Source organism: Sphingobium lactosutens, assembly GCF_013393185.1.
Classification (GTDB): Bacteria; Pseudomonadota; Alphaproteobacteria; order Sphingomonadales; family Sphingomonadaceae; genus Sphingobium; species Sphingobium lactosutens_A.
Genome location: NZ_QJQX01000024.1, coordinates 1 through 24605 on the forward strand (window position 1 = coordinate 1; position 24605 = coordinate 24605).

Annotated in this window: 20 protein-coding genes and 1 pseudogene; 6 read left to right on the forward strand and 15 right to left on the reverse strand. The window is 59.7% G+C overall.

Going from position 1 to position 24605, the window contains the following annotated elements; all coding sequences use genetic code 11:
• Positions 1–64: 64 nt before the first annotated feature.
• Positions 65–274, reverse strand: coding sequence for a hypothetical protein (locus DM806_RS02945; RefSeq protein ID WP_218647334.1), 210 nt, complete (start codon positions 272–274; stop codon positions 65–67).
• Positions 271–1368 (reverse strand): Fic family protein, encoded by a 1098-nt coding sequence (locus DM806_RS02950; RefSeq protein WP_179041771.1) that lies wholly within the window; start codon positions 1366–1368, stop codon positions 271–273. Before DM806_RS02950 ends, DM806_RS02945 begins: the two co-directional genes overlap by 4 nt.
• Positions 1369–1652: 284 nt before the next feature.
• Between DM806_RS02950 and DM806_RS02955 the strand changes: the two genes are divergently transcribed.
• The 3 genes from DM806_RS02955 to DM806_RS02965 all read left to right on the forward strand — a co-directional run bounded on the left by DM806_RS02955 (position 1653) and on the right by DM806_RS02965 (position 3653).
• Positions 1653–2678 (forward strand): IS110 family transposase, encoded by a 1026-nt coding sequence (locus tag DM806_RS02955; protein WP_179041772.1) that lies wholly within the window; start codon positions 1653–1655, stop codon positions 2676–2678.
• A gap of 382 nt (positions 2679–3060) precedes the next feature.
• Entirely contained in the window at positions 3061–3297 is a 237-nt protein-coding gene (locus DM806_RS02960) for a hypothetical protein (protein WP_179041773.1), read from the forward strand.
• Positions 3298–3500: 203 nt separating this feature from the next.
• The gene (locus DM806_RS02965; RefSeq protein ID WP_179041774.1) at positions 3501–3653 is read left to right on the forward strand and encodes a hypothetical protein; all 153 of its coding nucleotides are present in this window, start codon (positions 3501–3503) and stop codon (positions 3651–3653) included.
• A 310-nt stretch (positions 3654–3963) separates the two neighbouring features.
• Here DM806_RS02965 and DM806_RS02970 read toward each other — a convergent pair whose 3' ends face one another.
• Entirely contained in the window at positions 3964–4299 is a 336-nt protein-coding gene (locus tag DM806_RS02970) for a hypothetical protein (protein WP_179041775.1), read from the reverse strand.
• A 63-nt stretch (positions 4300–4362) separates the two neighbouring features.
• Here DM806_RS02970 and DM806_RS02975 point away from each other — a divergent pair, with 63 nt between their 5' ends.
• Positions 4363–4614, forward strand: coding sequence for a hypothetical protein (locus DM806_RS02975; protein ID WP_179041770.1), 252 nt, complete (start codon positions 4363–4365; stop codon positions 4612–4614).
• Here DM806_RS02975 and DM806_RS27750 read toward each other — a convergent pair.
• From DM806_RS27750 to DM806_RS03010, 7 genes are all read right to left on the reverse strand, one after another.
• Positions 4525–4860: an MJ0042-type zinc finger domain-containing protein gene (locus DM806_RS27750; RefSeq protein WP_372859207.1), complete on the reverse strand. Its 336-nt coding sequence runs from the start codon at positions 4858–4860 to the stop codon at positions 4525–4527. The genes DM806_RS02975 and DM806_RS27750 overlap by 90 nt on opposite strands.
• 15 nt (positions 4861–4875) lie before the next feature.
• On the reverse strand, positions 4876–5127 hold the full coding sequence (locus tag DM806_RS02985; RefSeq protein ID WP_179041777.1) for a tyrosine-type recombinase/integrase: 252 nt from the start codon (positions 5125–5127) through the stop codon (positions 4876–4878).
• 214 nt (positions 5128–5341) lie between these two features.
• Complete coding sequence (locus DM806_RS02990; RefSeq protein ID WP_179041778.1) at positions 5342–7195, reverse strand: HipA domain-containing protein; 1854 nt, start codon at positions 7193–7195, stop codon at positions 5342–5344.
• The gene (locus tag DM806_RS26950; RefSeq protein WP_218647335.1) at positions 7192–8601 is read right to left on the reverse strand and encodes an asparagine synthase-related protein; all 1410 of its coding nucleotides are present in this window, start codon (positions 8599–8601) and stop codon (positions 7192–7194) included. The genes DM806_RS02990 and DM806_RS26950 overlap by 4 nt, the downstream gene beginning before the upstream one ends.
• A complete protein-coding gene (locus DM806_RS03000) occupies positions 8520–9173 on the reverse strand; it encodes a lasso peptide biosynthesis B2 protein (protein ID WP_179041780.1) in 654 nt (217 codons plus the stop codon). The genes DM806_RS26950 and DM806_RS03000 overlap by 82 nt, the downstream gene beginning before the upstream one ends.
• 57 nt (positions 9174–9230) lie before the next feature.
• Entirely contained in the window at positions 9231–9368 is a 138-nt protein-coding gene (locus DM806_RS03005) for a benenodin family lasso peptide (protein WP_179041781.1), read from the reverse strand.
• A 136-nt stretch (positions 9369–9504) separates the two neighbouring features.
• Positions 9505–10170: a GntR family transcriptional regulator gene (locus DM806_RS03010; RefSeq protein WP_179041782.1), complete on the reverse strand. Its 666-nt coding sequence runs from the start codon at positions 10168–10170 to the stop codon at positions 9505–9507.
• Positions 10171–10396: 226 nt separating this feature from the next.
• Here DM806_RS03010 and DM806_RS03015 point away from each other — a divergent pair, with 226 nt between their 5' ends.
• Positions 10397–10543 carry a hypothetical protein gene (locus DM806_RS03015; RefSeq protein WP_179041783.1) on the forward strand — a complete coding sequence of 49 codons (147 nt, stop codon included), beginning with the start codon at positions 10397–10399 and terminating at the stop codon, positions 10541–10543.
• On the opposite strand, the gene DM806_RS03020 is transcribed toward DM806_RS03015, so the two are convergent.
• Positions 10540–10707, reverse strand: a complete 168-nt coding sequence (locus DM806_RS03020; protein WP_179041784.1) for a DUF6771 family protein — start codon at positions 10705–10707, stop codon at positions 10540–10542. The genes DM806_RS03015 and DM806_RS03020 overlap by 4 nt on opposite strands.
• Before the next feature lie 414 nt (positions 10708–11121).
• On the opposite strand from DM806_RS03020, the gene DM806_RS03025 reads away from it, so the two are divergent.
• Positions 11122–11919: a helix-turn-helix domain-containing protein gene (locus DM806_RS03025; RefSeq protein WP_179041785.1), complete on the forward strand. Its 798-nt coding sequence runs from the start codon at positions 11122–11124 to the stop codon at positions 11917–11919.
• Positions 11920–12200: 281 nt separating this feature from the next.
• On the opposite strand, the gene DM806_RS26955 is transcribed toward DM806_RS03025, so the two are convergent.
• The 4 genes and pseudogenes from DM806_RS26955 to DM806_RS03040 form a co-directional block, all read right to left on the reverse strand.
• Complete coding sequence (locus tag DM806_RS26955; protein ID WP_218647336.1) at positions 12201–12584, reverse strand: hypothetical protein; 384 nt, start codon at positions 12582–12584, stop codon at positions 12201–12203.
• Between the two features lie 50 nt (positions 12585–12634).
• Positions 12635–20197: a cadherin domain-containing protein gene (locus tag DM806_RS03035; protein ID WP_256869078.1), complete on the reverse strand. Its 7563-nt coding sequence runs from the start codon at positions 20195–20197 to the stop codon at positions 12635–12637.
• Positions 20198–20344: 147 nt separating this feature from the next.
• Positions 20345–23989, reverse strand: a pseudogene (locus DM806_RS27755) (calcium-binding protein); the annotation flags it as partial.
• A 398-nt stretch (positions 23990–24387) separates the two neighbouring features.
• On the reverse strand, positions 24388–24605 hold a 218-nt coding region (locus tag DM806_RS03040), incomplete at its 5' end, for a transposase (RefSeq protein ID WP_179041787.1).

Consider the following 24605-nt stretch of genomic DNA (forward strand, 5'->3'; position numbering starts at 1 on the left):
TCAAAGGCCGCGAGCTTTCCTATTCCAGTGCCGGCAACAAGGCCTCGTTCCGTCGGCGCTTACCTTAGATCGTCTTACCCAATCCAACTTCATCGGCAAGTAACGCCCCTTTGGAAAGGGGCGACGCGAATGCAAATAGTGCAGCATCTACCTGATGTGGATTCATATCCACCTGGGCACCCGCCACCGCAACGGCAAGCTTTTCGCTGCTGTCGGACGACCTTCTTCTGACAAGGTCCGTTGCCAGATATTTGGAATGGTAATCTGTTATCATTTTGCGGCTTCGCGTTCCACAAATAGCTCAATGAGAGGCTGGTTAATGTAGTAGTTATTTCTTCCAGCACGATGCTTGAGAAGCATTCCACTTTCCGCCAGTTCAGCAAGATACTTGGTCGCAGTGGGGCGCGACACGTTCAGGTCCTGCTGGACGAACTCGATCCGGGTATATGGATGACGGAAAAGGTTATTTAGGAGGTCTTGTGAATATAGCTTCGGATGTTCCTCCCGCAGCCGCCTCTTGGTATCCGCCATGAGCGTGCGGATGCCTTCAACTACGCGCAGAGTTTCGATCGCCGTTTCTTCCACGCCGCGCAATATGTAGAGCAGCCAAGGCTCCCATTCGCCTGTGTCGCGCACGGCTTGCAACAGCTTGTAATAGTCTGCCTTGTTTCGCGTGATGAACCGGCTGAGATAGAGGATTGGAATGTCCAGTAGGCCACACCGAGTCAGAAATAGCACATTGATGATCCGGCCCAGCCGTCCGTTGCCATCAGGGAATGGGTGGATGCTTTCGAACTGGTGGTGGATGATGGCCATGCGGGTGAGCGGATCGAGGTCACTTTCGGAATCTTCGACATGGATGAAGCGCTCCAGCGCGCTCATCAGATCACGCAGCGCGTTGGCATCCTGTGGGGGGACATAGACCACTGCGCCTGCCCCCTCATTCTTGAGCGCCGTTCCGGGGGGTTCGCGGAAACCGCCGTCAGTTCCCTTGAGGATACGAAACATGGCGATGATCATGTTGTTGGTTAACAGTCCGCCTAGTCGGCGCTGCTCATTGAAACCGTGGTGAAGCGCGTCGCGATAGCGAGCCACTTCCTTTGCCGCAGGTGGCCCCGGATTTTCAGGAAAGGCGTTGACCTGGAATATCTCATCCTGGGTGGTTACGATATTCTCGATTTCGGAGCTGGCCTTCGCTTCCTGAAGCGAAAGAGTGTCGATTAAGATTCCTTGGTTGGGAATTGTCCCGGCCCGGCCTTTCAGTTCGGCCAGATAGCGATGGGCACGGGTTAGCGCCTTGAGAACCGCAGCTGTTTCGATCGCTTCGGGGGGCGGCAGATCGGGCAGGGCGTAGCTGGGTCGGAGCAAGTCGATCGCCTTGAGTAAAGAAACCGTCTAATCCTTAGCATGTCTGGCGCACGTGTAAACATTTCTCCATTTTCTTTCTACGTTATTTTGAATGTGTAAAGTTATGATGTTGGAGCGATGTCAGGCTTGGCGTCTCCCCTTGGGGGAGGAGCGCGCTCTGTACCGCTGCGCTGCATCGAGCCAGCGATGCTGTCTCGCCCCTTTGGGCGACATGGGGTAACAGCGGGCGGCGCTGTTTCGATCGAGTCGATACTATCGAGCCCTCAAACGTGATGGAGGGTGACATGCAGTTCGTCGGATTGGACGTTTCCGTTGATGAAACGAGTGTTTGTGTTGTCGATGCGGCTGGCGCCATATTGCGCGAATTCAAAGTCAGGACCGACCCCGTCGCGATCGGGCGCGCTGTCGCGCAACACGCGCGAGACGCTGAGCGCATCGGGCTTGAGGCAGGCGGATCGAGCAGTTGGCTATGCCGGGAGCTGAAAGCGCAGGGTTTGCCGGTCGTGCATATGGAAGCACGACACGCGCACCGCGCGCTGTCGATGCGCATCAACAAGACCGATCGCAATGACGCCCGGGGCCTCGCTGAGCTGATGAGAGTCGGCTGGTTCAAGCCAGCCCACGCGAAATCGGTCGATGCCCACCGTATCCGGTCGCTGCTCCTCGCCCGCAAGCGTCTCATCGATATGCGGCGGGATCTGACAAACCAGGCTCGCAATATCATGAAGACGACGGGGACCATGCTTGGGAGCACGGCAGGTCGCGGGTTCATCGCCAAGGCGACTGCCGCGTGCGATGCCGATGAGAAGCTCGCGTCAATGTGCCGGCCATTGTTAGAAGTGGCCCGCACGATGGTCGTGCAGATCCGCGCCTATGACCGCGCGCTGCTCGCAATGGCTCGGCATCACGAAACGGCGCGGCGCATGATGACTGTTTCTGGTGTCGGCAGTCTCACGGCTTTGGCGTTCATCAGCGCGATCGATGATCCCCTCCGCTTTAAGCATTCCGCTGATGTCGGCGCCTATCTTGGCCTGACACTGAGGCGGCATCAATCCGGCGAGATGGACTGGTCTGGTCGAATATCGAAGCTCGGCGACGGCTTGGCGCGAACCTACCTGTTCGAGGCGGCGTCTGTGCTGGTTGGGCGGATCTCCCGCTGGTCGGCGCTCAAAGACTGGGGCGTGCGCCTCACTAAGCGAGTCGGATCGAAGAAGGCACGGGTAGCGGTCGCGCGAAAGATCGCGGTCATCCTGCACTGCATCTGGGTTGATGGCACCGAGTTCGAATGGGGCACGCCGGTCGAGGCGTGATAACAGGATATCGAGTTCCGCTCGACTGAGCGGTTCGTCCGGCCGGGACGATGGGGCCGGTGACCTCGTAGCGATCGTTGTGGCCTGGACCGCGCGGGTAACGCTGAGGCATCGCACCGACGAAGCCCATGGTGAGGCGGCTTGCCGACCTCGGAAAGAACGACGCGCCCGGTGGCGATAATGCGATGGCTCTTGCTTTGAGCTCGATGCCCTCTTGACGAGAGACGCTGTTAAAGAACGATCGCTGACGCAGGGCGCCCAAGTTCCAGAAAACCGATACTAACAGCAAGTTCACTCTTTTCTTGTCGGAATCCACCTGTAGCTATAGATGCCGATCGTGTTTCTCTGCCTCGAGCGATATCGGAGCTGAGTGGAGGTCAACGTGGAACTTCAGCAGTTTACACTTTTGTCGATCGCCGGAATTTTGAATCTCGCGCTGACTGTTCTGATTTTTAGGCGCACTATGGCTTGGCATGGAATCCGTATGATGTCGCTGGCACAAATTGTTTGCGGCTCGCGTGCGGCTTTCGCCGTAGGCGAATCCGAATGGGCTTTGGTAGTAGCCATGGCGAGTTGCAACGCTACGCTTTTCGGCATGCTCATAAGCCTCAACATGTGAGTAAACAAACCCTCAGCAGAGCGCCCGTTTCAGCGTCCGGATGTGACAAATATCACGCCCTCATTGTGCGCAGGCTATTTCGGGTAATTGTTGGTTTACACATTCTCGATTATTTTTCCGACCCCCGGCGGAGGATTGGGACGAAGTGATGAACGGCCAGGTGGGACATGCAAAGTTAATGGCAGCAGTGGCAAGGCGGGAAGATGCCGGTCGCCCCAGAAACCATGGTGTACATCCAGCTAAGAACGGAGCCGGTCGAGAAGCGCGAGGAGCACTGCTTTCGGGCGTCGGATTTGCGATGGGATGATCGCGCCCATGACGGCGATATCGTCGCCTTTCGCGTCGTCACCCATTAACGAAGCCCGGTACCCCTAGAACAATAAGACCCCGCCTCAAAGGCAGGGCCGAATGCGTCGGGGGACATGGAGACGCATCTGCTTATTAAAAAGCACAAATGCTGGCGTATAACTACCGAAATTATGGCCGACGGCCACCAAGTAAAAACGACCCCGCTATCGCTGACGGGGTCAGTCGAGAAATCATCAAAACAAGACAATCCCTCGGGTCGCACGGACTCACATATCATCATCCTGACGTAGCGTCATACCGCCGTTGGGGTATGTCCATCTACACGATCCCGAGTTGGCACAAGTTGACGCTAGCTATTCAGGCTGCCCACCGATCCAGATCGGGAAACAGCGGCAATGCAGGAGGTAGAGGCGGCTCGACCATATTAGCGTCGTAGGTCGAGACAGTCACCCATTCGACCGGCCCATCGATGATGATTGATTGCCCCCTCGCCTTTACCAGCCCCGCACCGTCACGGATGATTTCCCAACGGCACGCAAGGCCATCATCATATAGCCCTTGCAGCAGCGTGCCATCACTCAGGCAGACGAGAAACCGGTCATCATCCTCATAGGGGACGACCAATGTTGTTTCGACATCCCCACGTACGCGCAGGCGGACGCTTTCGGGAATGGGCTGAATTTCGACGCTCATCGCAGAATCACCTTTCCTACATGAGAACATACGGCGAACATATCACGTAGGAAGGAGTCGGCAATGATGAATATCGACGGATCGCTGCTGATGGGCGTGGCTGCGCTGATCACCAGTTTTGTGAATGTTTGGCGGGCGCTGCGCCCGGTTGGAGGTGGTGATTCCGGCGGGGCGCCTCACAAGCCCGCTGAACAAGTGCGCCGAGGGCGGATCGGGGTGGCCATGCTACATCACAAGTCGGCGCTCCTGCAATGGCGCAAACGCAGTTTTGGCAAGCATCGGCATTCCAAGGGCTTGGGGCCTCTTGGCAGATAAGGTCGGAGCCAGAGTTTGCGACCATGCATGATCGAAAAAATATTGATGCTTCCCCCCACTCATGATGCACATGAGCGGAGGGAAGCGATCGAGGCAGGTGAGAAGGGTCACCTCCTCATAGTCCTTCCATCCTTTGCTCCAGAGCAAGATCGAAGGGCATCGCTTGCACTGCACCTTGAATGGCCCTCTCAACGGCAGGCGATACCATTTCACCCTATACTGAGAGCCACAGGCCGGACAGGCAATTTCTTCTGACCTTCCTCAATTGCCATGGGCTGCGCTTCCCGTCTTACGGGCACCGGCCTCAACGGCGGCCAGCATGGTGTCATGGGTTGTCTTTGCGTAACGGAGCGTGGATTTGTAATCCCGGTGCACCAATTGGCGGCCGATCGTGAGGAGTTCCACGCCGGACGCCGCAAGAAACGTTGCATGAGCATGGCGCAGGTCGTGGAGGCGCAGCTCCGGCAAGTTCGCCTCATTCCTTGCCGTGGCCCAAGCGTGCTTGATCGTCACGAAGGGTTTGGCAGTTTCTGGGTTTGGCAGGACATAGGGGCATTTGTCGAAGCGGGGTGCGCCGCCTAGAGTGGCTCAAGAGCAGCCTGACCCTGTATCGCCTCGCATTCGGTCAGCCGCGCCGCAGACCTGCCAGAATATCTGCGTCTCCTTCTCGGGTCAGATATGAGCGCCGAGGATCTCATCGGACCGCATATTCAGCTACAGCCATAATCTAATCTGCATTGCCAGCGAGCGCAGCGCAGCGCTCACCGGCAAGCGCCAGCACTTGGCCTTGAACAGTGGCAGCAGCCTCGGGTTCCAATGCGAAGCCCGGCAGCCTGACGAACTCCACGGCTTTTGTCAGGCGGTCGATCAGCCCGGCGATGGCCCTCTCTGCGTCGTTTCGAGGTAAGCCTATAGTGCGCGCCAGCGCCATGAAATCTCGGCGCGCCAGCCGATCATCCTTGCCGTTGAGCTTGAGCGCCATCCGGTCGCCGCCCAGGCTTGGGAAGACCCTCGTCGTGACCGCATCATAAAGGGGCGCGAACCGAACCGACGTGAAGACCTTTGCCTCGGGCTCGACGATCTTGAGGAGTGCGAGATTTTTGAGATGCATATCTCCGTCAGCGATTAGCCAGGCGAACACCGCGCGGCGAAACAGAATGTCGAGGTCGGCGGCGGGATCTGTTGAGAGCGGCCGCAGCCCGCGTGCCATGCGTTCGATCGTGCCGTCATATTTCGCCGATGCCGGCAGATCGAGGACCGAACAGAAATCCTCCAGCGCGAGCCGGCGCTGATCGCCCGCGCCACGACGAATATCGAAACGTTCGACGATGAGGGCGGGCGACATGCCGTCCGGCATCGGGGTCAGTGCGATATCGGGCACATCAAAGCCGGCTGCGCGGCCCAGCGCCAGGCAGAGCCACTCGACGATCGGCAGCATCTCGAACCCCGCCGTCCCGGCAGGCTTCAGGATATGGGTGAATGGCAGGTCAATGGCCGGCAGGAGAGCACCGTCGGCTGCGAGGTGCATCGGCGCCTTGATCTGGACGCCCGAGAGGCGCGGCGTCTCGGCGCGGGCAAAGATCCGCGCGAGATTCTGCTCGAAACTTTCCTCAATCGCGCCGCGCGCCGGCCCCTTGTAGCGGCCGCTGAAGCGACCGGCCTCGACGAAGCCGTCCAATCTCATCGTCAAGATATCCGCCGGGAGGGCGGCCAGCTCATCTCGAGCCTCCACCACGGTGATATTGGACATATAGCGCCGCCCACGCTTGAGCGCCTCGCGCTCGTCGCGCTCATGCAGCACCTTGGCCAACCAACCTTCGGGCAGAAGCGATTCGACGAAGGCCGGGAGTTTGCCCGGAGTCGTCTCGCGAACCAAAGCCGGCCCTGAGCGCTTCCCTGGCTTCCAGCGCCATTCAAAACCATCATGGATCAGGCGCCCGAGCGGTTCGCCATGCCAGGCGATGAGCAGGTCGAGTGCGGCCTTGTTCGCGGGTGCCTTGGCTGTTCCTGGTTGCGCTAGAAGGAAGCGTTCGGCACCTTCGCCTTCACGATACCAGCCATTCTCGCGCGCCAGCGCCCAGACCGCATCAGCGGCCTTCTTGGGCGCGCCATGCTCTTCGACGAGACGCGCGGCCATCTGCACGCGCATCTCTACCGTGATCGCGCTGCCATGTTCGCTGCGCATGCGAAAGGCTTCGAGGAAACGCTGTCTTGGCGAAGAGACATCGACCCGCAATTCGCCCAGGTCATCGCCGACCACCGCCATGGCTGTCGAGGGATGCGGCGGCGCCTCGTTCTGAACGATCTCCAGGCTACGTATCCTGGTCCGCTGATTGCGACGCCCGCTGATGAACAGCCGTCCGTCCGGTGTGGGCACCAGCAGCGCCGCGCTCGCCGACGAGAGGTAGGCCTTGGGATAGAGATAATGCGCTATGCGGACGGCATGGTTGAGAACAGCGGCGTCGGCATCCGTATCCTTTTCGATGTAGATGCCCCGCATGAGTTGGACCAGTTCGCCCGCCTGCGCACGTTGGTGCGCACGCTTGGCATCGATCGTCTCGCCAACCAGATGAATGGTCATAGAATTATCCCGCATCTCAGATACGCGATAATACACTCGCTCTTATGCGAAAAGGAAGGATTATCTCGCATATCACATGCGCGATAATCCGAGATTAGAGAAAATGAAAAGGTGGCAAATCTCCAATGATCGTCATGGACGACGCCGATCTTGCCGACGCGGCAGCGCAAACTCTGACGATCGGACTGGCCCATAAGGAAATATTTTCTCCTAAATGGCGCAGCGAAAAGCTGCCCAGCGGCAGGCGACCAGTTGCGGCCGTCTGGCCGGATCGAGTGGACATAATAGAAGATATTGTCTCCCCCTCCCCCGCTCATGAAGGCATCGGCGCCAAGTTCCCTTGCAAGCTGTCTCTGTATGCGGTCATCCGACTGGGCGAAGCAGCGCGCGACCGGCCTTGGCAGATGGGACGCGGCGCTACGCCGAATATCGATATCGCCTGGCCGCTCCTCAACCTCATGGAGCGGCCTTCCAAAATGCTGCGCCACGAGGCGCGCATAGCGGCGCTCGTCTCCCGATCCATCGGGGGTCACGAGCGTAAAGCAGCTGAACTCGATGCCCGCTGCCGCCAGGCTTGAGGCGAGAATCGAGGAATCGAGGCCCCCTGAGAGACCGAGCAGAATATGGGCATGGTCCCGCGCGCTTTTTCGCGTGGCATCGATCACCCTCTCGCGCACCAGCGCAGGCGCGAGGGCCATGTCCCTTATCTGCCCGTCCCTTCCCGCATAGCGCCAGGGGTTCCAGAAAGGCAGCGATATCGGATCGCCGTCGTTCACCGTCAGGTGATAGCCTGCTTCCAATTCCTCAAGGCCCGACAGGCAGGTGGCCGCCTTGCGCGACACGTTGCTCAGCAGATGATGGAGCAACGCCTGCCGGTCGATAGGAAGCGCAATGCCCAGCGCCTCGATCATGCGCGCCGCGTTGGAGAGGATCACCATTCCCCCATCGCGGACATGATAGCAGGGCAATTGCCCCATGGCGCTTCGCGCAACATGGAGACTGCCGGAACCGTTGCCCTCGTCGATGACGATATAATCGCCCCAGTTATCGCGCGTCACGACATGCCAGTCGGGAAAGGCATGGGTCTTGCCACGAATTTCTCCTGGACTGCACGCACCCTCATCGGGTCCGTGCAGCCGGCCCAGGATCACGCCCCTACCCTCGCCCAGGAACGCGCGCGGCAGCACCCCATCAGCCAGGATCAAGCAGCGCGGGCTCGCATGGATGCACTCAAGTTGCGGGAACAACTGCCCTGACCGCGCCAGCAGCCGATCAAGCCCCTCCCCCTGTCCAGGCCCAACAAGGGCGAGAAAATTCCCTGCAATCACTGGGCGTAAATCGGCGTGAAATTCAGTACACGCGCCAGACGATCGTTGAGTACCCGCCCTCCGCTCTGCACCCAGCAATGGGCGCCAAAGGGGCGCGGCGCGATGCCCAGGACGATGTCGACCCGATATCCCATGGCATAGGCGAGGCGCGCATAGGCAAGAGACAGCGGCAGGCACTGATCCTCCCTTGCCCAGGCGCGCACGCGCTCGAACGCCGCAGCCAGATGGACAAGCGCCTCCCCGTCGGCGTGCTTGATCTCGAGCGGCGGCTTGGTGCGACCAAGCTGTTTGAGGATCTGGCCTGGCGTGCGCTGCCGCAGCATCAGCTTTATGACGGTGAAAGAAAGCGCAGCACGCAGCACGAGTATCGATGCCGGCCGGGCATGCTCATGATCTTCCATGCCCGCCATGGGCGCGGCATCGCACATGAACGGCGCCAGATTCCCATCCTGACGTTCGTACAGAAGCCGCGCGAGCGCAGGGGAGAGTGGTAATGCCGTTCGCGCCTGCGGATCCATGGCCGTCAGCCGCGAGAAAAGCCGCTCGTCGCCCGCCCCCAGCGCGAAATATCGATCGGCGATGAGGTCGAGGAAGAAGTGACGCTCTCCTGCAACGCAGAAGCTGATGCCTTCACGCAGGACGTAAGCCATGGCGAGATCCCCTCGTCGGGGCACCAGCGCGCTTTTGCCGCGCTGGGGCCCCTCTCATCAGTCGTCGGTGAGACCGGTCTGCAGCTGCAGGCCGATGACATCGCCCTGGCCAAGCGCGGGGCCCTTGGTCTCGGCAGCGATCTCACCCAGGTCGATGAGCTCTTCGTTATGCTTCTCCATATTCACCTCCATCATGATGCCGCCTTGTGGCGGCACCTAAAAGTCTAGGTGCGATGGGCATCGGCAGGAACGATATACGCGGCCAGATCGGCGGCATATATGCTGTGCCTCGGGCAGCCGGGCAACCTGCAGAAGCGAAAACCACCCGGGTTCAAGGCATGTCTGTTTCTTGCCTGGCGTAACCCGCAGCCGCGAGCGCTGCAAAAATCCTGCTCACGTTCAACAGGCGTCGCCGGTGATAATGCCACAAGCCTGTCCGTGCCCTATGCCTGTTGCCCGAGCGGAGATGCTCCCGGAGCGAGAGGAGTTCGCCATGACAGCGCCCGAGCACCGCTTCATGGCATCGAACAAGATGTATGCGCGCGTCGAGCCGCGTCAGCGCCGAGACATGTTCAGGATTGTCCGACAGGCTTACCAGCGCCATAAACAGGCGGCCGCTGGCATAAGCAAGCTGGACAGGCGTCAGCTGGCCCGAGCCCTCACAAGGATCAATCGCCTCGATATGGGCGTCGCTTATGTCTGAAAGATTGGGCGCACTCCTTGTCACCAGATAGGTGATCTCGGCCTGCCATCTGTAAAGATGCCCGATGCGGACGGGATCGAGGGATGGCACGGTGAAGCCGCCCAATTCCTGCGCCTCGACCAGCTCTTCGCCGGACAGGCGATGCAGCACGTCGCGCACGGGTGACACGCTCGTTCCGAACTGTTCGGCGATATGGCTCGTCACAAGGGGTTCACCAGGCCTGAATGCGCCGGTCATGATCGCCCGGCGCACGTCGCCATAAAGCCTTTGAGCGCTCAGGGCTTCAGGTGACATGGCCGGTCTGTATCAACAGATGGCCAAAAGACCTGCCATTCCGCAGCGCGCAGGTCCGGTCCCGCATTGCGAGTGGTCGTCGGCTCCCGTGCCAGGAGTTTGACCGGCTGAGCGGGCGCTGCGCTGCGCGCAGGCCAATCCGGAAAGAAAAGGGGGAGCGGAAAGAGAGGTGCAGGGGATCGTCTCGGATCAAGGCCTGCCCTCCTCACGCTCGAAGGAAATCCTCATGATCGACAGCAACATCCTCTCCCTGCTCCGCCGGGCGCGCAGCCGCCTTGCGCGCTCGCGACCGATTCTTCGCGCCGACCAGGTTCTTGTGGTCGAGATAAACCGCTTCATCACAGCCGCCCTGGGAAGGCGTTTGACCCTTTAGCCCTGAATGTCTTTGGTCACCCCATATCCTCCTGCAAGTGCATCGCTGATCATCGCCGCCAGGGTCTCTTCGGCGCGGGCACGCGCGCAGGCATCCTTTGTTTCAAGGTCGTGCCGAAGCCACTGAGGGGCACGCTCGATTACCCGCAGGATGATTGCGTTCATTGTCTCGTCCGTGGTTCTGCCTATGACCACGACGCGACCCGGGCGCAATATGACAAAGCAGGACATTTGCCGGAACAGCGGGGTGCAATTTCCCGGTTCTGCCTGGCGTGGCAGTCGGAAGCTCATCGGGGCTGCCTTGCTCTGTTTGCTTGCTTCATGCGTCACCCCGTGCGGCCGATCGGAGGGTTCTCGACATCGCAACGGCGATCACCTTCAGAGCATACCCCTACCGTGGTATGATCCCGGCCCGGCGCTACGCTAACGCGATTTTTGCGACCCGAGGAAACGTCTTTTGGCGATTTTTCTTCTGGCCCGGCCTCTCTTTGCGGGGACATTTTTTGTACCACGCTGCGCAATGACCATGCGGCTATACAAACGGGCGCCGTCCTGCTTCTTCCAAGCGCCCTCACATATGTGCTCAACTGGCGTGCCCTCGTTGACGAGGCGGTACGACGACGCAAGGCGGAACAGCTCACACAGCGAGACCTGGCTGCCCTTGCTGGCGTCAGCGCGCCGACCATTGTTGCCTTCGAGCGAGGTAACACGCGGCTGCGCATGGACAAGGCTTTCGATATTCTTCTGGTGCTGGGTCTTTTGGCGCCTCTGGAAGACGATCCTGGCCGGTCGAGTTTCGTCCAGGCGGCCGCGCGGCGCTGGCAAGACCTTGTGGCACCACTCGACCCGGGCGATGCCGCACGACAACCCGACGGCAGCATCACGTACGATCATAGCCTTAACGAAGCACGACCAATAGCCCTGCGGGCATTGCTGCCAATTGTGCGTAACGCGGCGGAAGGCGAAACGGGCTGGCCGCCCTTCTGGGCGCCGACCCGCGGAAAGATCAAACCTTATAGCCAGGACGGCGTATTGGAATGCTGGCTCGGCATCCCGGAAAATGGTCCCGTGAAGGATCCGGCGCATAGCGACTTCTGGCGCATATCGTCGGCAGGTCAGGCATTTCTCAAGCGGGGGTTGGACGAAGACGGCACCGCTGTTCTCTCTCCCGGCACCATATTCGACCTCGTCCTTCCAATTTGGCGAACCGCCGAGGTGCTGCTCCACGCCATGCGCCTTGCCAGTGACTGGCACAATGAGGTCCGCAGCGTAGATATACGCCTGCGCTACACCGGCATCGCGGGCCGCGAGCTGGCAACATGGTCAAGGCCCACCAGCCGCTTCCTGGGCCCCGGTCAATGGCGCGCGCGCCGATGAAATCACCAGCACCGTCACGCTCGAGATTGCCGAGATAGCGGGCAATCTCGCCTCCGCGGTCAAAAAGCTCCTCGAGCCTGTCTACGCACGCTTTGATGGATACGCTGCGCCATCGGACCTGATTACCAATGAAATCGAGCGGCTTTTGGAGAAAGAGCGGTCAGGGCGCACCTGAGCTGCCGCCTGACCTGGAATATCTTGCAGCCGTGAGAAAGCGATACGAGCCTCCTGGGTAGTAAGCGTGACCAGATGGCCGTTCCTTATGGCCATAAGCTGAGAATTTAGACATCGCGACGTTGCTTGCCCGCGAGTGTTTCTGCTTGCTCGATTGCCAGAGCTTTGGTGCGGAATGGGCCGACATCGAATTCTTCACTGTCAGGAAGCCAGTCGGGCAGAAACCACCACCCGCCTGGGCGGTAGCTCGCACTGCTGCGCACAGAACCGATCCCCGAAGCAATTAACCAGCCCGGATCTACACCATCGCGTTCCCATATAATGACTTGCTCATTCATATGCACTCGCTGGATGGATGCCTGATCTTCGGTCCAACATAGTCCGGAGAGTATACCCATCACCGTCTCGTGATCGCGACGGCTCAAGCGGCGCGGGCGACATGTTACGCTCCTCATATCATAGCGATCAGATCCGATTTCCCAAGATGCCATCAGGCGTTCCAATCGGAAAACCACGCCCGCCCCTGACAGGCGGCCCCATTTCAAAGGATTAGGTCCGAGATCGCCAGCACGCTGCTTCCAAGCACCTGTATCTCCATGTCCGCGACTCTGTTCCCGTCCAGATCCACAAGGATGCGGGAGACGCCGGGACTGGTATAATCGATGCGCACTTCGCCCCGATTTCCCGAGAAGGCTGCGCTTCCGATCATGACGAACGCCTGATCTCCGGCCAGAAGGGCGTTTGCGTCGATGGTCGAGAGATCGATCCGGTCATATCCCTGTTCGAAATCAAGGATTCTGTCGGCGAGTGCGCCTGGCCTACTATCGCTGACTGCATTATAATCGAATATGTCTGCCCCTGCTCCGCCCCCGATGTTGTCATTCCCGGCGCCGCCTATCAGCAGGTCAGACTGACCCGATCCGACCACCGTGTCACTGCCCGCGCCACCATCGATTGCAGCGATACCGGTCAGTACAACACTCTCGAGGTCGATCATGTCATCAGCCGCCGTGCCGATGATCCGGACATTGGCAAAGCCGCCAGCCTCGATCCCTTCCACTACGGTGATGGCTCCCCAGACAATGCTGGTGTTCGCTGCTGTCGCCCGTATGATATCAGCGCCGCTTCCCCCATTGATGATGTCGGTGCCAGCACCGCCACCTATCAGGAACAGATCGTCGCCATCACCGCCAGACAGGCTATCATTGCCCGTTCCGCCGATGATCGTGTCAGCGTCTGACGTTCCAATGATCGTGTCGCTTCCCGCGCCGCCATCGATAGCTGTACCGGAAACCTGCAGCCCTTGAACATCGATGGTATCGGATCCCGTCGTGCCCACGATCCTCACATTGGAAAAGCCGCCATTGTCGATACGCTCGACGCCGCTGATCGCGCCCCACGCGATGGTGGCATTGGCTGCGCTCGCCCGGATGATGTCGAAGCCAATGCCGCCATCGATAACGTCCGTACCCGCACCTGCTGCAACAAGAAAAATGTCGTCGCCAGCGTCGCCGGAGAGGGTATCGTTGCCGGCGCCGCCTATGATCGTGTCAGCGTCCACTGTTCCCGAGATAGTGTCATTGCCCCCTGCACCATCGATCGCGGCGATACCGGTGAGCGTCACCGTTGCCAGATTCAGCACATCGCCCAGCGCCGTGCCTGCTACCCTGACATTGCCAAAACCGCCGCTGTCGATGACCTCGATACCGGCCAGCCCGCTCAGTCCGATCGTCACGTTCGCGGCAGTTGCGAGGATCCTGTCCACACCCGCGCCACCATCCACTGCATCTGCGCCCGCGCCCCTGTCGATCAGGAACAGATCATCGCCATCTCCGCCGGCAAGGCTGTCATTGCCCGTTCCGCCGATGATCGTGTCAGCGTCTGACGTTCCAATGATCGTGTCGCTTCCCGCGCCGCCATCAACAGTTGTGCCGGCAACCTGTAACCCTTGAACATCGATGGTGTCGGCGCCCACCGTGCCAACGATCCTCGCATTGGAAAAGCCGCCATTCTCGATACGCTCGATGCCCCTGATCGCACCCCATGCGATGGTGGCATTGGCTGCGCTCGCCCGGATGATGTCGAAGCCATTGCCTCCATCGATCACGTCCGTGCCCGCACCTGTTCCGATCAGGAAAATGTCGTCGCCTGCGCCGCCGGACAGAATGTCGTTGCCCGCGCCGCCTATGATCGTGTCGGCGTCCACTGTTCCCGAGATAGTGTCATTACCCCCTGCACCATCAATCGCGGCAATGCCGGTGAGCGTCACCGCCGCCAGATCCAGCACATCCGCCAGCGCCGTGCCTGCTATCCTAACATTGCCAAAACCGCCGCTGTCGATGACCTCGATACCGGCCAGTGCGCTCAGCCCGATCGTCACATTCGCGGCACTTGCGCGGATCCTGTCCATTCCGGCACCGCCATCTATGGCATCTGTGCCTGCACCAACCCCGATGAGGACCAGATCATCCCCGTCGCCGCCGGAAAGACTGTCACTACCCGATCCGCCGATGATTGTATCGGCGCCTGTGGTCCCTGTGATCTGGTCGTTGCCAGCCCCTCCATCAACAGACGCAATATCATTGACCAGGATAGCGGTGAGGTTGATCACATCAGCGGCAGAGCTACCTATCAATCGCACATTGGCATATCCATTCCCATCGATCGCTTCGATATTGGCAAGGCCGCTCCAGCCGATCGAAACATTGGCAGCCGTCGCACGGATCGTATCGAAACCATTGCCGCCGTTGATGAGGTCACTCCCCGCACCGGTACCCAGGAGGAAGAGATCATTGCCATCGCCACCCGACAGATCGTCGTTCCCACCGCCGCCTGCGATGACGTCGTCACCGATGCTACCTGCGATCCGGTCATTTCCACTTCCGCCGTCGATCAGCGCGATGCCGGAAAGCAGCATCGTGGAAAAATCAAAGACGTCGTTGGTGTTGCCACCCGATATTCTGACATTGGCAAAACCGCCGCCCGAGATTTCCTCGATGCCGCTGATCGCCGCGATCGCGATTGCCGCCCCGTCGGCGGTGGCCACAACCCGGTCGTAGCCAGCTCCACCAGAAAATTGATCCGTTCCCGCAGTCACTCCAACGAGGAATATGTCATCTCCCTCGCCGCCTGCGAGTTGGTCGTTGCCGGAGCCACCAATCAGCGTATCGCCGGCCGTGCTGCCGGTGATGATGTCATTGCCGGCATCGCCGTCGATCGAACCGATATCAACCAACGAGATACCGGACAGGTCAATGATGTTGCTGGCGGTGCTGCCCCTTATACGGACATTGGCAAATCCGTTAGCCGAGATCTCCTCGACGCCGGCTATAGAGGACAGTCCGATGATCGTGTCATTCGATAGTGCCACTATCCGATCATAGCCGGCACCGCCGTCGATCGCATCAAAACCTTCGGCTGTTCCCTGGAAAGTCACAATATCGTCATTGGCGCCGGTTGCAATGATGTCATTCCCGGCTCCACCGGACACCACGTCCCTGCCGCCCAGCGTCGTCAGCCTGTCATTTCCGCCAAGACCATAGACTATCCAATCCTCCGCGGTTGGCGCCACAAACGTGTTGGCCGACCCCGTTCCGGTGTAGATCCGTGTCGTCTCGGGGACATCGGTGATCGTGATGACGAACGCCTCGTCATAGGTCGCAAAAGCAGCATCCGTGATGCGAACGATGATATTGTGGGACGCTGCCGCCTCAAAATCGAGCAGACTGCCGTCGGCAACCCTGAGTTCGCCGCTTGCCGCATCGATCACGAACCGGCCGCCTGCATCATCGACCAGACTATAGTGCAGAACCTCGCCCGAATCGGGATCGCTTCCTGCAAATGATCCTACGAGCGTTCCATTGGGGCTATTTTCTGCGACGCTCCCTCCTGCCATGACAAGATCGAAGGGCGCATCATTGACCGGACTGATTGTCAGAGTGAAACTGTCGCTTGCCAAGAGGGCCCCATCGCTCGCGACAAGCCTCACTTCGATAGCGCCATTGAAATTGAGCGGCGGCGTCCCGAAAAACCGTCCGGCACTTGCGTCAAAGTTTAGCCAGGCTGGTAGCGGATCACCATTTCCAAGCGTTGCAACAAGGCTGAGGCTATCGCCGTCGACGTCTGAAAACATGTCGGAGGGAAGCTGGAACTGCCAGAAGCTGTCCTCGTCGGACGCCTGATCGACGGCCGGGTGAACCAGGGTCGGTGCTTCGTTGACGTTCGCGACAGCGATGGCGATCCCCTTCTCGAAATTCTGGCTCGCGCTATCTGTCACGCGGACGACGATGTCGTGGCTTGAGGCCGTTTCGAAATCGAGCAGCGTGCCGTCGGCAACGACCAGCTGATCGCCCAATATCGAAAAACGACCGCCAGCATCATCGACCAGTATATAGGTGAAACGCTCGTTTGCATCTGGATCTATACCGAGCAGGGTTCCGATCGATGTACCATTCAACGCGTTTTCCGCCACGACCGCACCTGACAGAGTGATATCGGTGGGCGGAGAATTAACGGGCAGGAGCGCGTCCGCCATGGTCATGACGGTGCCCGCAAAGCTCAGGTGGGAAATGCCGTAGAGCGTGTCCGTACCATCAAAATTGCCTGCGCGCAGGTCCGAAACGAGGACGGATCCATTGGTCCGCAATACCAGACTATAATCTGATCTTGCGCCGGTCAGAACAGCGGTCGTGTGGGTGCCTTCGCCCCACAGTTCATCATCGCCTGCTCCCCCAATAAGCCAGGTCCCTGCAGCAGATGGCGATGAATTGTCGAGACGGTCATTCCCGGCACCGCCGTCGAGGATGTCGCTACCGCCATTGCCTGCGATATAGTCGTCCCATCCCGATCCCGTAATTACGTCATCGTAATAAGTTCCGAATATATCGGCCTCTTCCATATCGATCAGCGTATCCGCACCGGTTACGGTATTCGATACAACCTGATTTCCTGTGAAAGTGAATGTAATTCCCGCGCTTCTATTCGCGAAGCTTATGTCGGTCCGGTCAATTCCAGCACCACCGTCTATTGTATCATCTCCATGTTGACCGTTTAGATAATCGTTTCCGCCATCACCCCGCAAAATATCATTGCCATTGTCGCCATAGAGCAAGTCTCGAATGTCTCCGCCGCTCAGGATATCATCAAAGCTGGTTCCCTGGACCATCGCGGCTTCGATACTGATCAAGGTCTTTTGACCTCCGGCCGTATCGACGGTCTGGTCGCTGCCGATTGCAAAGCTTACACCAAAGGAAAGGTTATAAAAGCTAAGGTAAACCGTATCGAGCCCCTCTCCGCCATCAAGGGTATCAGTACCAAGCTCATCTGAAAGAATGTCATCACCAGCGCCGCCAAGCAGCATGTCATCGCCCGTACCGCCGTCGATATAATCATCGCCGTCACCAGCATCGACGATGTCGTCACCTGCCTCACCCCTGAGGATATCGGCGCCGCCAAAGCCGTTAATGATGTCGTTCTGAGCTGTTCCGTAAAGGATGTTCGGATCATCAGTGCCGTTGATCACGTTGGGCGGCACGATCAGGGCGTTGATCGAAACCGTGCCATCCGCGAACTGGACATGTTCGACATCATAGAGGCGGTCGATGCCGTCAAAACCTGCGCCGCGCAGATCCGTCGCCCGTACGAAGCTACGCCCGGCGGCATCGGTGAGGAGCTGGAACTTATAGTCCGCGCGGTTGCCAGAGAGCAGAACAAGATCAGAGCCCGCTCCGCCTTCAAGCCTGTCGTCCCCGCCCCCGCCATCCAGACGGTCATCGCCGCCATTGCCTGCGAGAAGGTCATCGCCGTCGCCGCCAGCGATCATGTCGGCAACCTGGCCGCCTGACAGCCGGTTCGCACCGTCATCGCCTGCAATCCTCACTGACGCGGCGGCCAGACTGGCATCGACATGCTCAAAGCCGCTCGCCACGCCCCCGCCCACGACCTGGTCGAAAGGATCGGCAAGATCGACCTGTGCTGCCCCCGCCAGAATGAGCAGGTCCTGCCCCATGCCGCCGGCCGCAAGCATATCTGCGCCGTCATAAAGTATCTGGTCATCCCCGTCGCCGCCCAAAAGTTCGTCGGCGCCGCTACTGCCGGCCAGGACATCGTTCCCGTCTTCGCCTGCGATCTGGTCATTGCCCGAACCACCGGTCAGGCGATTGGCCCGGCCGTCACCGCCGAGCAGGACGGCCATGGCCGACGAGGAAGCATCCACGCTCTCGAAGTTACGCGCTATGCCGCCTCCATCGACCTGGTCTGTCGCATTGGCAAGATTGACGATGCCACCGTTCCCCAGGATCAGGAGATCGTCATCTGCTCCATTACCATCGCTGCCACCATCAGCGAGCTGGTCTTCTGCCGCATATTCGACGACGTCGTTTCCCGACTCGCCTTCCAGCGTATCGGACAATGTGCCACCAGCCAGATAATCGTCACCCTCCCCGCCATAGAGTATATCCGATCCATCTCCTCCGCTCAGGACATCATTTCCTCCGGAGCCGTAGAGCGTATCCCGGTCGAGGCCGCCATAGAGATTATCCGTGCCCCCTGCCCCATAGAGCGTGTCGTCGCCATAGTCCCCATAGAGGCTGTTGACGGCCTGCGTGTCGTCGGCCCCGTTCCAGCCATAGGCACCTGCAAACAGGCTATCGGCGTCATTTCCGCCATGGAGCGTATCGCTGCCTTCGCCACCGACCAGGGTGTCGTTGCCATCGCCGCCGTTCAACCCGTCATCATCGATTTCACCGTAAAGCGTATCGTCGCCTTCATCGCCATTGAGAGAGTCTCTGCCTGCCCCGCCATAAATGGTGTCGGAGCTTTCAAGGCCCGAAACGACGTCATCGCCGGCCAGCGCATAAAGGAGGTCGGCCTGCGGCGTACCAGGCAACTGGAGAGCACCATCGGCGTTGCGCGTGCCAAAACGTGCGTTGAAGCTACCGCTCGCAAAATCACTTTCCGCAAGCGAAACAGGCGAACTCCCGCTGAACTCGATGACGAGGTCAGAGCTGTCGAGCTGATAATCGGCATTGAGGTCGGCGATAAGGATCGTGCTGCCGCCGGTCCGCACCCACCAGAGCTGGGTCAAAATGTCGCCGATGTCGCGGTCCGGTAACGTCATCCCCGCGCCATAAACCGTCCCTGTGGGCAACATGCCCATCAGAACCATCGGCCTGCCAGCGAGCCGCCCGATGCCGCTGCCGTCATTGAGTTCGATCCGATCGCCCTCGCCAGGGTTGAAGTCCGTGACCCGATCCGGTGCGGGAAGCAGCGAATTCCCGCCCGCCCAGGAAAATATGTCAGCCTCGGTGCCGCCCGTCAGGATATCCTGCCCGCTCCCGCCATATAGCCGATCGGAGCCGGCACCACCCGTCAGCGCGTCATCGCCCTCGCCGCCGTCCATCTGGTCGTCGCCATCTTCTCCCATGAGGACGTCATCACCGGAATTGCCGAGCAGATTGTCATCATCGGCCCCTCCCAAAAGCTGATCCCTGCCCTCTGCGCCATAGAGCGTGTCGTTGCCGAATTCCCCATAGAGGCTGTTAACATCTGTCGCTGCATCGCCGCCGCCAAAGGGGTTAAGGCCGGCCACGAGGCTATCGGCATCATTGCCGCCATGGAGGGTGTCGCTGCCGGTGCCGCCTATGAGATAGTCGCTTCCATCCTCGCCATTCAGAGTGTCATCGCCTGCCTCGCCATAAAGCGTGTCCTGATCCGAGCCGCCCGCCAGTGTGTCCTTGCCCTCCCCACCGTAGATCTGGTCGTTACCGCCAAGGCCGTTTACGACATCATCGCCAGCCAGCGCATAAATGATGTCGTCACTCGCTGATCCGGGCAGATTGCCCGGGTCATCGGCGACAGGCGACCCCACCTTCACGAGAAAACTGCCGGGCATAAAATCGCTCGCGGAGAGAGAAATAGGCGACGTGCCGCTCAGTTCGACAACGAAGTCCGCGCTGTCGAGCTGATAGTTGGCGTTGAGGTCGGCGAGCAGTATCGTGCGCCCGCCGTCGCGCACCCACCAGAGCTGCGTCAGGATGTCGCCCATGCCAAGATCTGGTAGCGCCATGCCATTGCCGTAAATCGTCCCGGTTGGAAGCATGCCCATGAAGACGAGCGGCCGTCCGTAGAAACGGCCAAGACCGCTACCATCCTCAAGCTCGATCCGATCACCCTCGCCGGGGTTAAAGTCCGTGACCCGGTCCGGCGCGGGAAAGAATGAGTCCCCGCTTCGCCAGGCGAATATGTCGGCGTCCGTGCCTCCGGCAAGAATATCCTGTCCGCTGCTGCCCTGCAGTCGATCGGCGCCGGCGCCGCCCGTCAGTTCGTCATCGCCCTCGCCGCCATCCAACTGATCGTCACCGTCGCCGCCATCGAGACTGTCCTCACCCCCATGACCCAGGAGCATATCCTGCTCCTCGCCGCCGAAGAGCTGGTCCCTGCCCTCAGCGCCATACAGCGTGTCGTTGCCTGCTTCTCCGAACAGGCTGTTGACGTCGTTCGCTGCATCGCCGCCGCCATAGGCGGAGAGACCCGCGATCAGGCTATCGGCGTCATTACCGCCATGGAGCGCATCACTGCCGACGCCGCCGGTCAGATTGTCAACGCCGTCTCCGCCATCCAGGCTGTCGTTCCCCGCCTCACCATAGAGCGTGTCCTGATCAGAGCCGCCTTCAAGCCTGTCGTTTTCATCCCCGCCATAGATCAGATCATTGCCGCCAAGCCCGCTCACGACGTCATCGCCGGCCAACGCATAGATGGTGTCGCCATTTGCGGACCCAGGGAGATTGCTCGGTCCTTCAGCGGCCCGCGTACCAACCTGCACGAGAAAACTGTTCGGCACGAAATCGCTTGCGGAAAGGGAGATTGGCGACGTGCCGCTCAGTTCGATCACGAAGTCCGCGCTGTCGAGCTGATAGTTGGCATTAAGGTCAGCGAGCAGCATCGTGCGCCCGCCATCGCGCACCCACCAGAGCTGCGTCAGGATGTCGCTCATGCCAAGATCGGGCAGCGCCATGCCGGCGCCATAGATCGTCCCGATTGGAAGGACGCCCATGAACACAAGCGGCCGTCCGTAGAAACGGCCCAGACCGCTGCCATCCTCAAGTTCGATCCGATCACCCTCGCCGGGGTCAAGGTCCATGACCCGGTCCGGCGCCGGGAAGAAGGAGTCCCCGCTCTGCCATGTCAATATGTCGGCGTCCGTGCCTCCGGCAAGAATATCCTGCCCGCTGCCGCCCTGCAGCCGATCGGATCCGGCGCCACCCGTCAGTTCGTCATCCCCCTCGCCGCCATCCAACTGGTCGTCACCGTCGCCGCCATCGAGACTGTCCTCGCCCCCATGGCCCAGAAGCATATCCTGCTCTTCGCCGCCGAAGAGCTGGTCCCTGCCCTCAGCGCCGTACAGCGTGTCATTGCCGGCTTCTCCGAACAGACTGTTGACGTCGGTCGCCGCATCGCCACCGCCCAAAGCAGAGAGACCCGCGACCAGGCTATCGGCGTCATTACCGCCATGGAGCGCATCACTGCCAACGCCGCCTATCAGATAGTCGGCGCCGTCTCCGCCATCCAGGCTGTCGTTTCCGGCCTCACCATAGAGCGCGTCCTGATCGGAGCCGCCGTCAAGCCAGTCGTCGTCATTCCCGCCGTAGATCTGATCGTTACCGCCAAGGCCACTCACAACGTCATTGCCGCCAACGGCATAGATCGTGTCGTCCCCTGCCGAACCGGGCAGATCGCTCGGTCCATCGGCAAGCGGTGTCCCGACCTGAACGAGGAAGCTTCCGGGCACGAAATCGCTTTTCGCCAGGGAAACCGGCGAGGTGCCGCTCAATTCGACCACGAAGTCCGCGCTATCGAGCTGGTAGTTGGCATTGAGGTCAGCAAGCAGCATCGTGCGGCCACCATCCCGCACCCACCAGAGCTGGGTCAAAATGTCATCGAGACCCCGGTCCGGCAGCAACATCCCCTCGCCATAGACCGACCCGGTTGGAAGCATGCCCATGAAAACGAGCGGCCGGCCATAAAAGCGTCCAAGTCCGGTGCCGTCATTAAGCTCGATCCGATCCCCCTCTCCCGGATTGAAATCGATCACCCGATCCGGGGCAGGAAACAGCGAGTCCCCGGATCCAAAAGCTACTATGTCAGCTTGCCCTCCTCCGCTGAGGATATCCTGCCCCCTGCCGCCCTGCAGCCGATCGGAACCGGTGCCCCCCGTCAGTTCATCGTCGCCCTCGCCACCGTCGAGCTGGTCATCACCCGAGCCGCCGTCGAGCCGATCTTCGCCCGCATAGCCCAGGAGCATATCCTGCTCCTCGCCACCGAAGAGCTGATCCTTGCCCTCAGCGCCGTACAGCGTGTCATCGCCCCGTTCCCCGTACAGGCTGTTGATGTCGGTCGCCGCGTCACCACCACCGAAAGCCGTCAGGCCTGCAACGAGAGTGTCGGCATCATCGCCTCCATGGAGCGTATCTTCATTGGCGCCTCCAATCAGATAGTCGCTGCCCTCCCCGCCTTTGAGGTCATCGTCGCCCGCTTCGCCATGCAGCGTATCCTGATCGCTTCCGCCTTCCAGCGTGTCGTTGCCCTCTCCGCCATAAATCTGGTCGTTTCCGCCAAGGCCATTCACGACGTCATCACCTGCGAGCGCGTATATGATGTTAGCCTGATTGGTGCCGGAGAAATCATCGAGTTGCAGCGGATCCGACCGCAGACGGATGACCGGGAAATTGTCGACGAAATCAGTGATGGCCAATGCCTGGGAGCCGCTTGTCAGCGGCAGATAGATGAGGAGATCCTCTTCACCGAACTGACCATCGTCATTGGCGTCGACCCAGATCTCATTGCGCGATTGGCTGGCATTGAACCGCCACACTACGTCAACAAAGCCGTCGCCCACAAGTTCTGTCGGAAGTTGCGTGCCGGACGTACCGATGGACGAAAACTGAAAATCGACAGGCGCGATGTTGAAGGTGAGCGGCAGACCGGAACTGAATGCCGGCAGGTCCAGCAAATCCCCTCCGGCACCCCCACGTCCCTCGAAATCGACAATGATATCGGGAAGATTGGGCGCGCTGTCGCTTCGCGGTTGACCAAGGCCAAAGCGAAAAACATCTGCTCCGCCGCCGCCCGTCAGTGTATCGCCGCCCAGGCCCCCGATGATGATGTCGGTGCCCAGCCCACCTGAAATTATATCAACACCGTCTCCGCCGTCGAGGCGATCGTCACCGCTCCCGCCCACAAGTTGGTCGTGTCCCGCGCCGGCGTCGATCAGCAGCCGTCCTGAAGCCAAAGCGCCATCGATCGTGGTAGAATCGTCCTGTGCCTGCCCGGAAGTGTCGATATGGAGCGACCCTGTATCGGGTGAAACAGTGGACAGATCGAGCTTCAGGCTTACCGTCGTCCCGGCCCCTGCCCTTATCTCTTCGACCCTTTGCAGCGATGCGGCCTTGAGCTCGATCATGGCGGCTGCGCGGCCATAAAGCATGAGACGGTCTGCTGTTCCCTCGCCACCGTCGATCGAGAAATCCGGGTTCAGCGCCGCATTCGCAACGATTTTGTCATCGCCTGCTCCTGTCGAAATGCCGTTGAGGCCGCCACCGCGAATATCAAAATAATCGTTCCCCGGTCCGCCGACAGGCGCAGCTTGCCCTGGTGATCCAATGCTCACAATGTCGTAGAAGAACTGAAAATTCGAAGCGAAAAGCTGGTCCAGTGACAGGACCGACAGACGGATCCAGCGGTCATCTATCTTGATGATGACGTCGGCGCCATCCTGCTCGATCGTGAGGGAATTTGCTCTTTCGCCAGAATCGAAGGAGATGACGTCAACCGAAGGATCAAATCCGATGGTAGATCCCACAAGTTGTGAAAAAGAATGGATCGTCATGGCCCACCTCATCCCCTAATCATGCCGACTCCTGAATTTAGCATGTGGCAGATCGATATCGCCATATTGGAGGCTTGGCGATTTCGGACGATATGGCTGATACTTTCGTCCCTCACCTTGAAGGACATTCAGGACCAGATCTGAGTGAAAAGTGGCGACGAAATATTGTCGCTGGAACCATATGAGCAGTCAGAGAGATTGCAGTTGTTCAGCCAGACTTCCTAGGAAAATCATCAGGCTACAATGATTCGACATGCGGTTGCAGGATGTCCACGGTCGCAACCAATCCTGCTGCCTCCATATCCAGCAGCAGCGCGTGCGATACGTTTCCCGGACGCCGGAAGGGCTGGCGGGTCGTGTCCCTCGGGGTGGTGTAGGAACCGTCGATCCACGGCAGGATCGACTTCAGGTCAGGCTGCCAGTGCTGGCAAGCTGACAATAGGGTTATGGCTCACCGAGCCGAGGGTTTCCAGTGTCATGTAGCGGCGCGATACCGCCCACTCATCGTTTTGCTCCAGCATGAGTGCTCCGACGAGACGAACGACGGCAGCGTTATTCGGGAATATGCCGATCACGTCTGCCCTTCGCTTGATCTCCTTGTTGACCCTTTCCAGTGGATTTGTGGAGG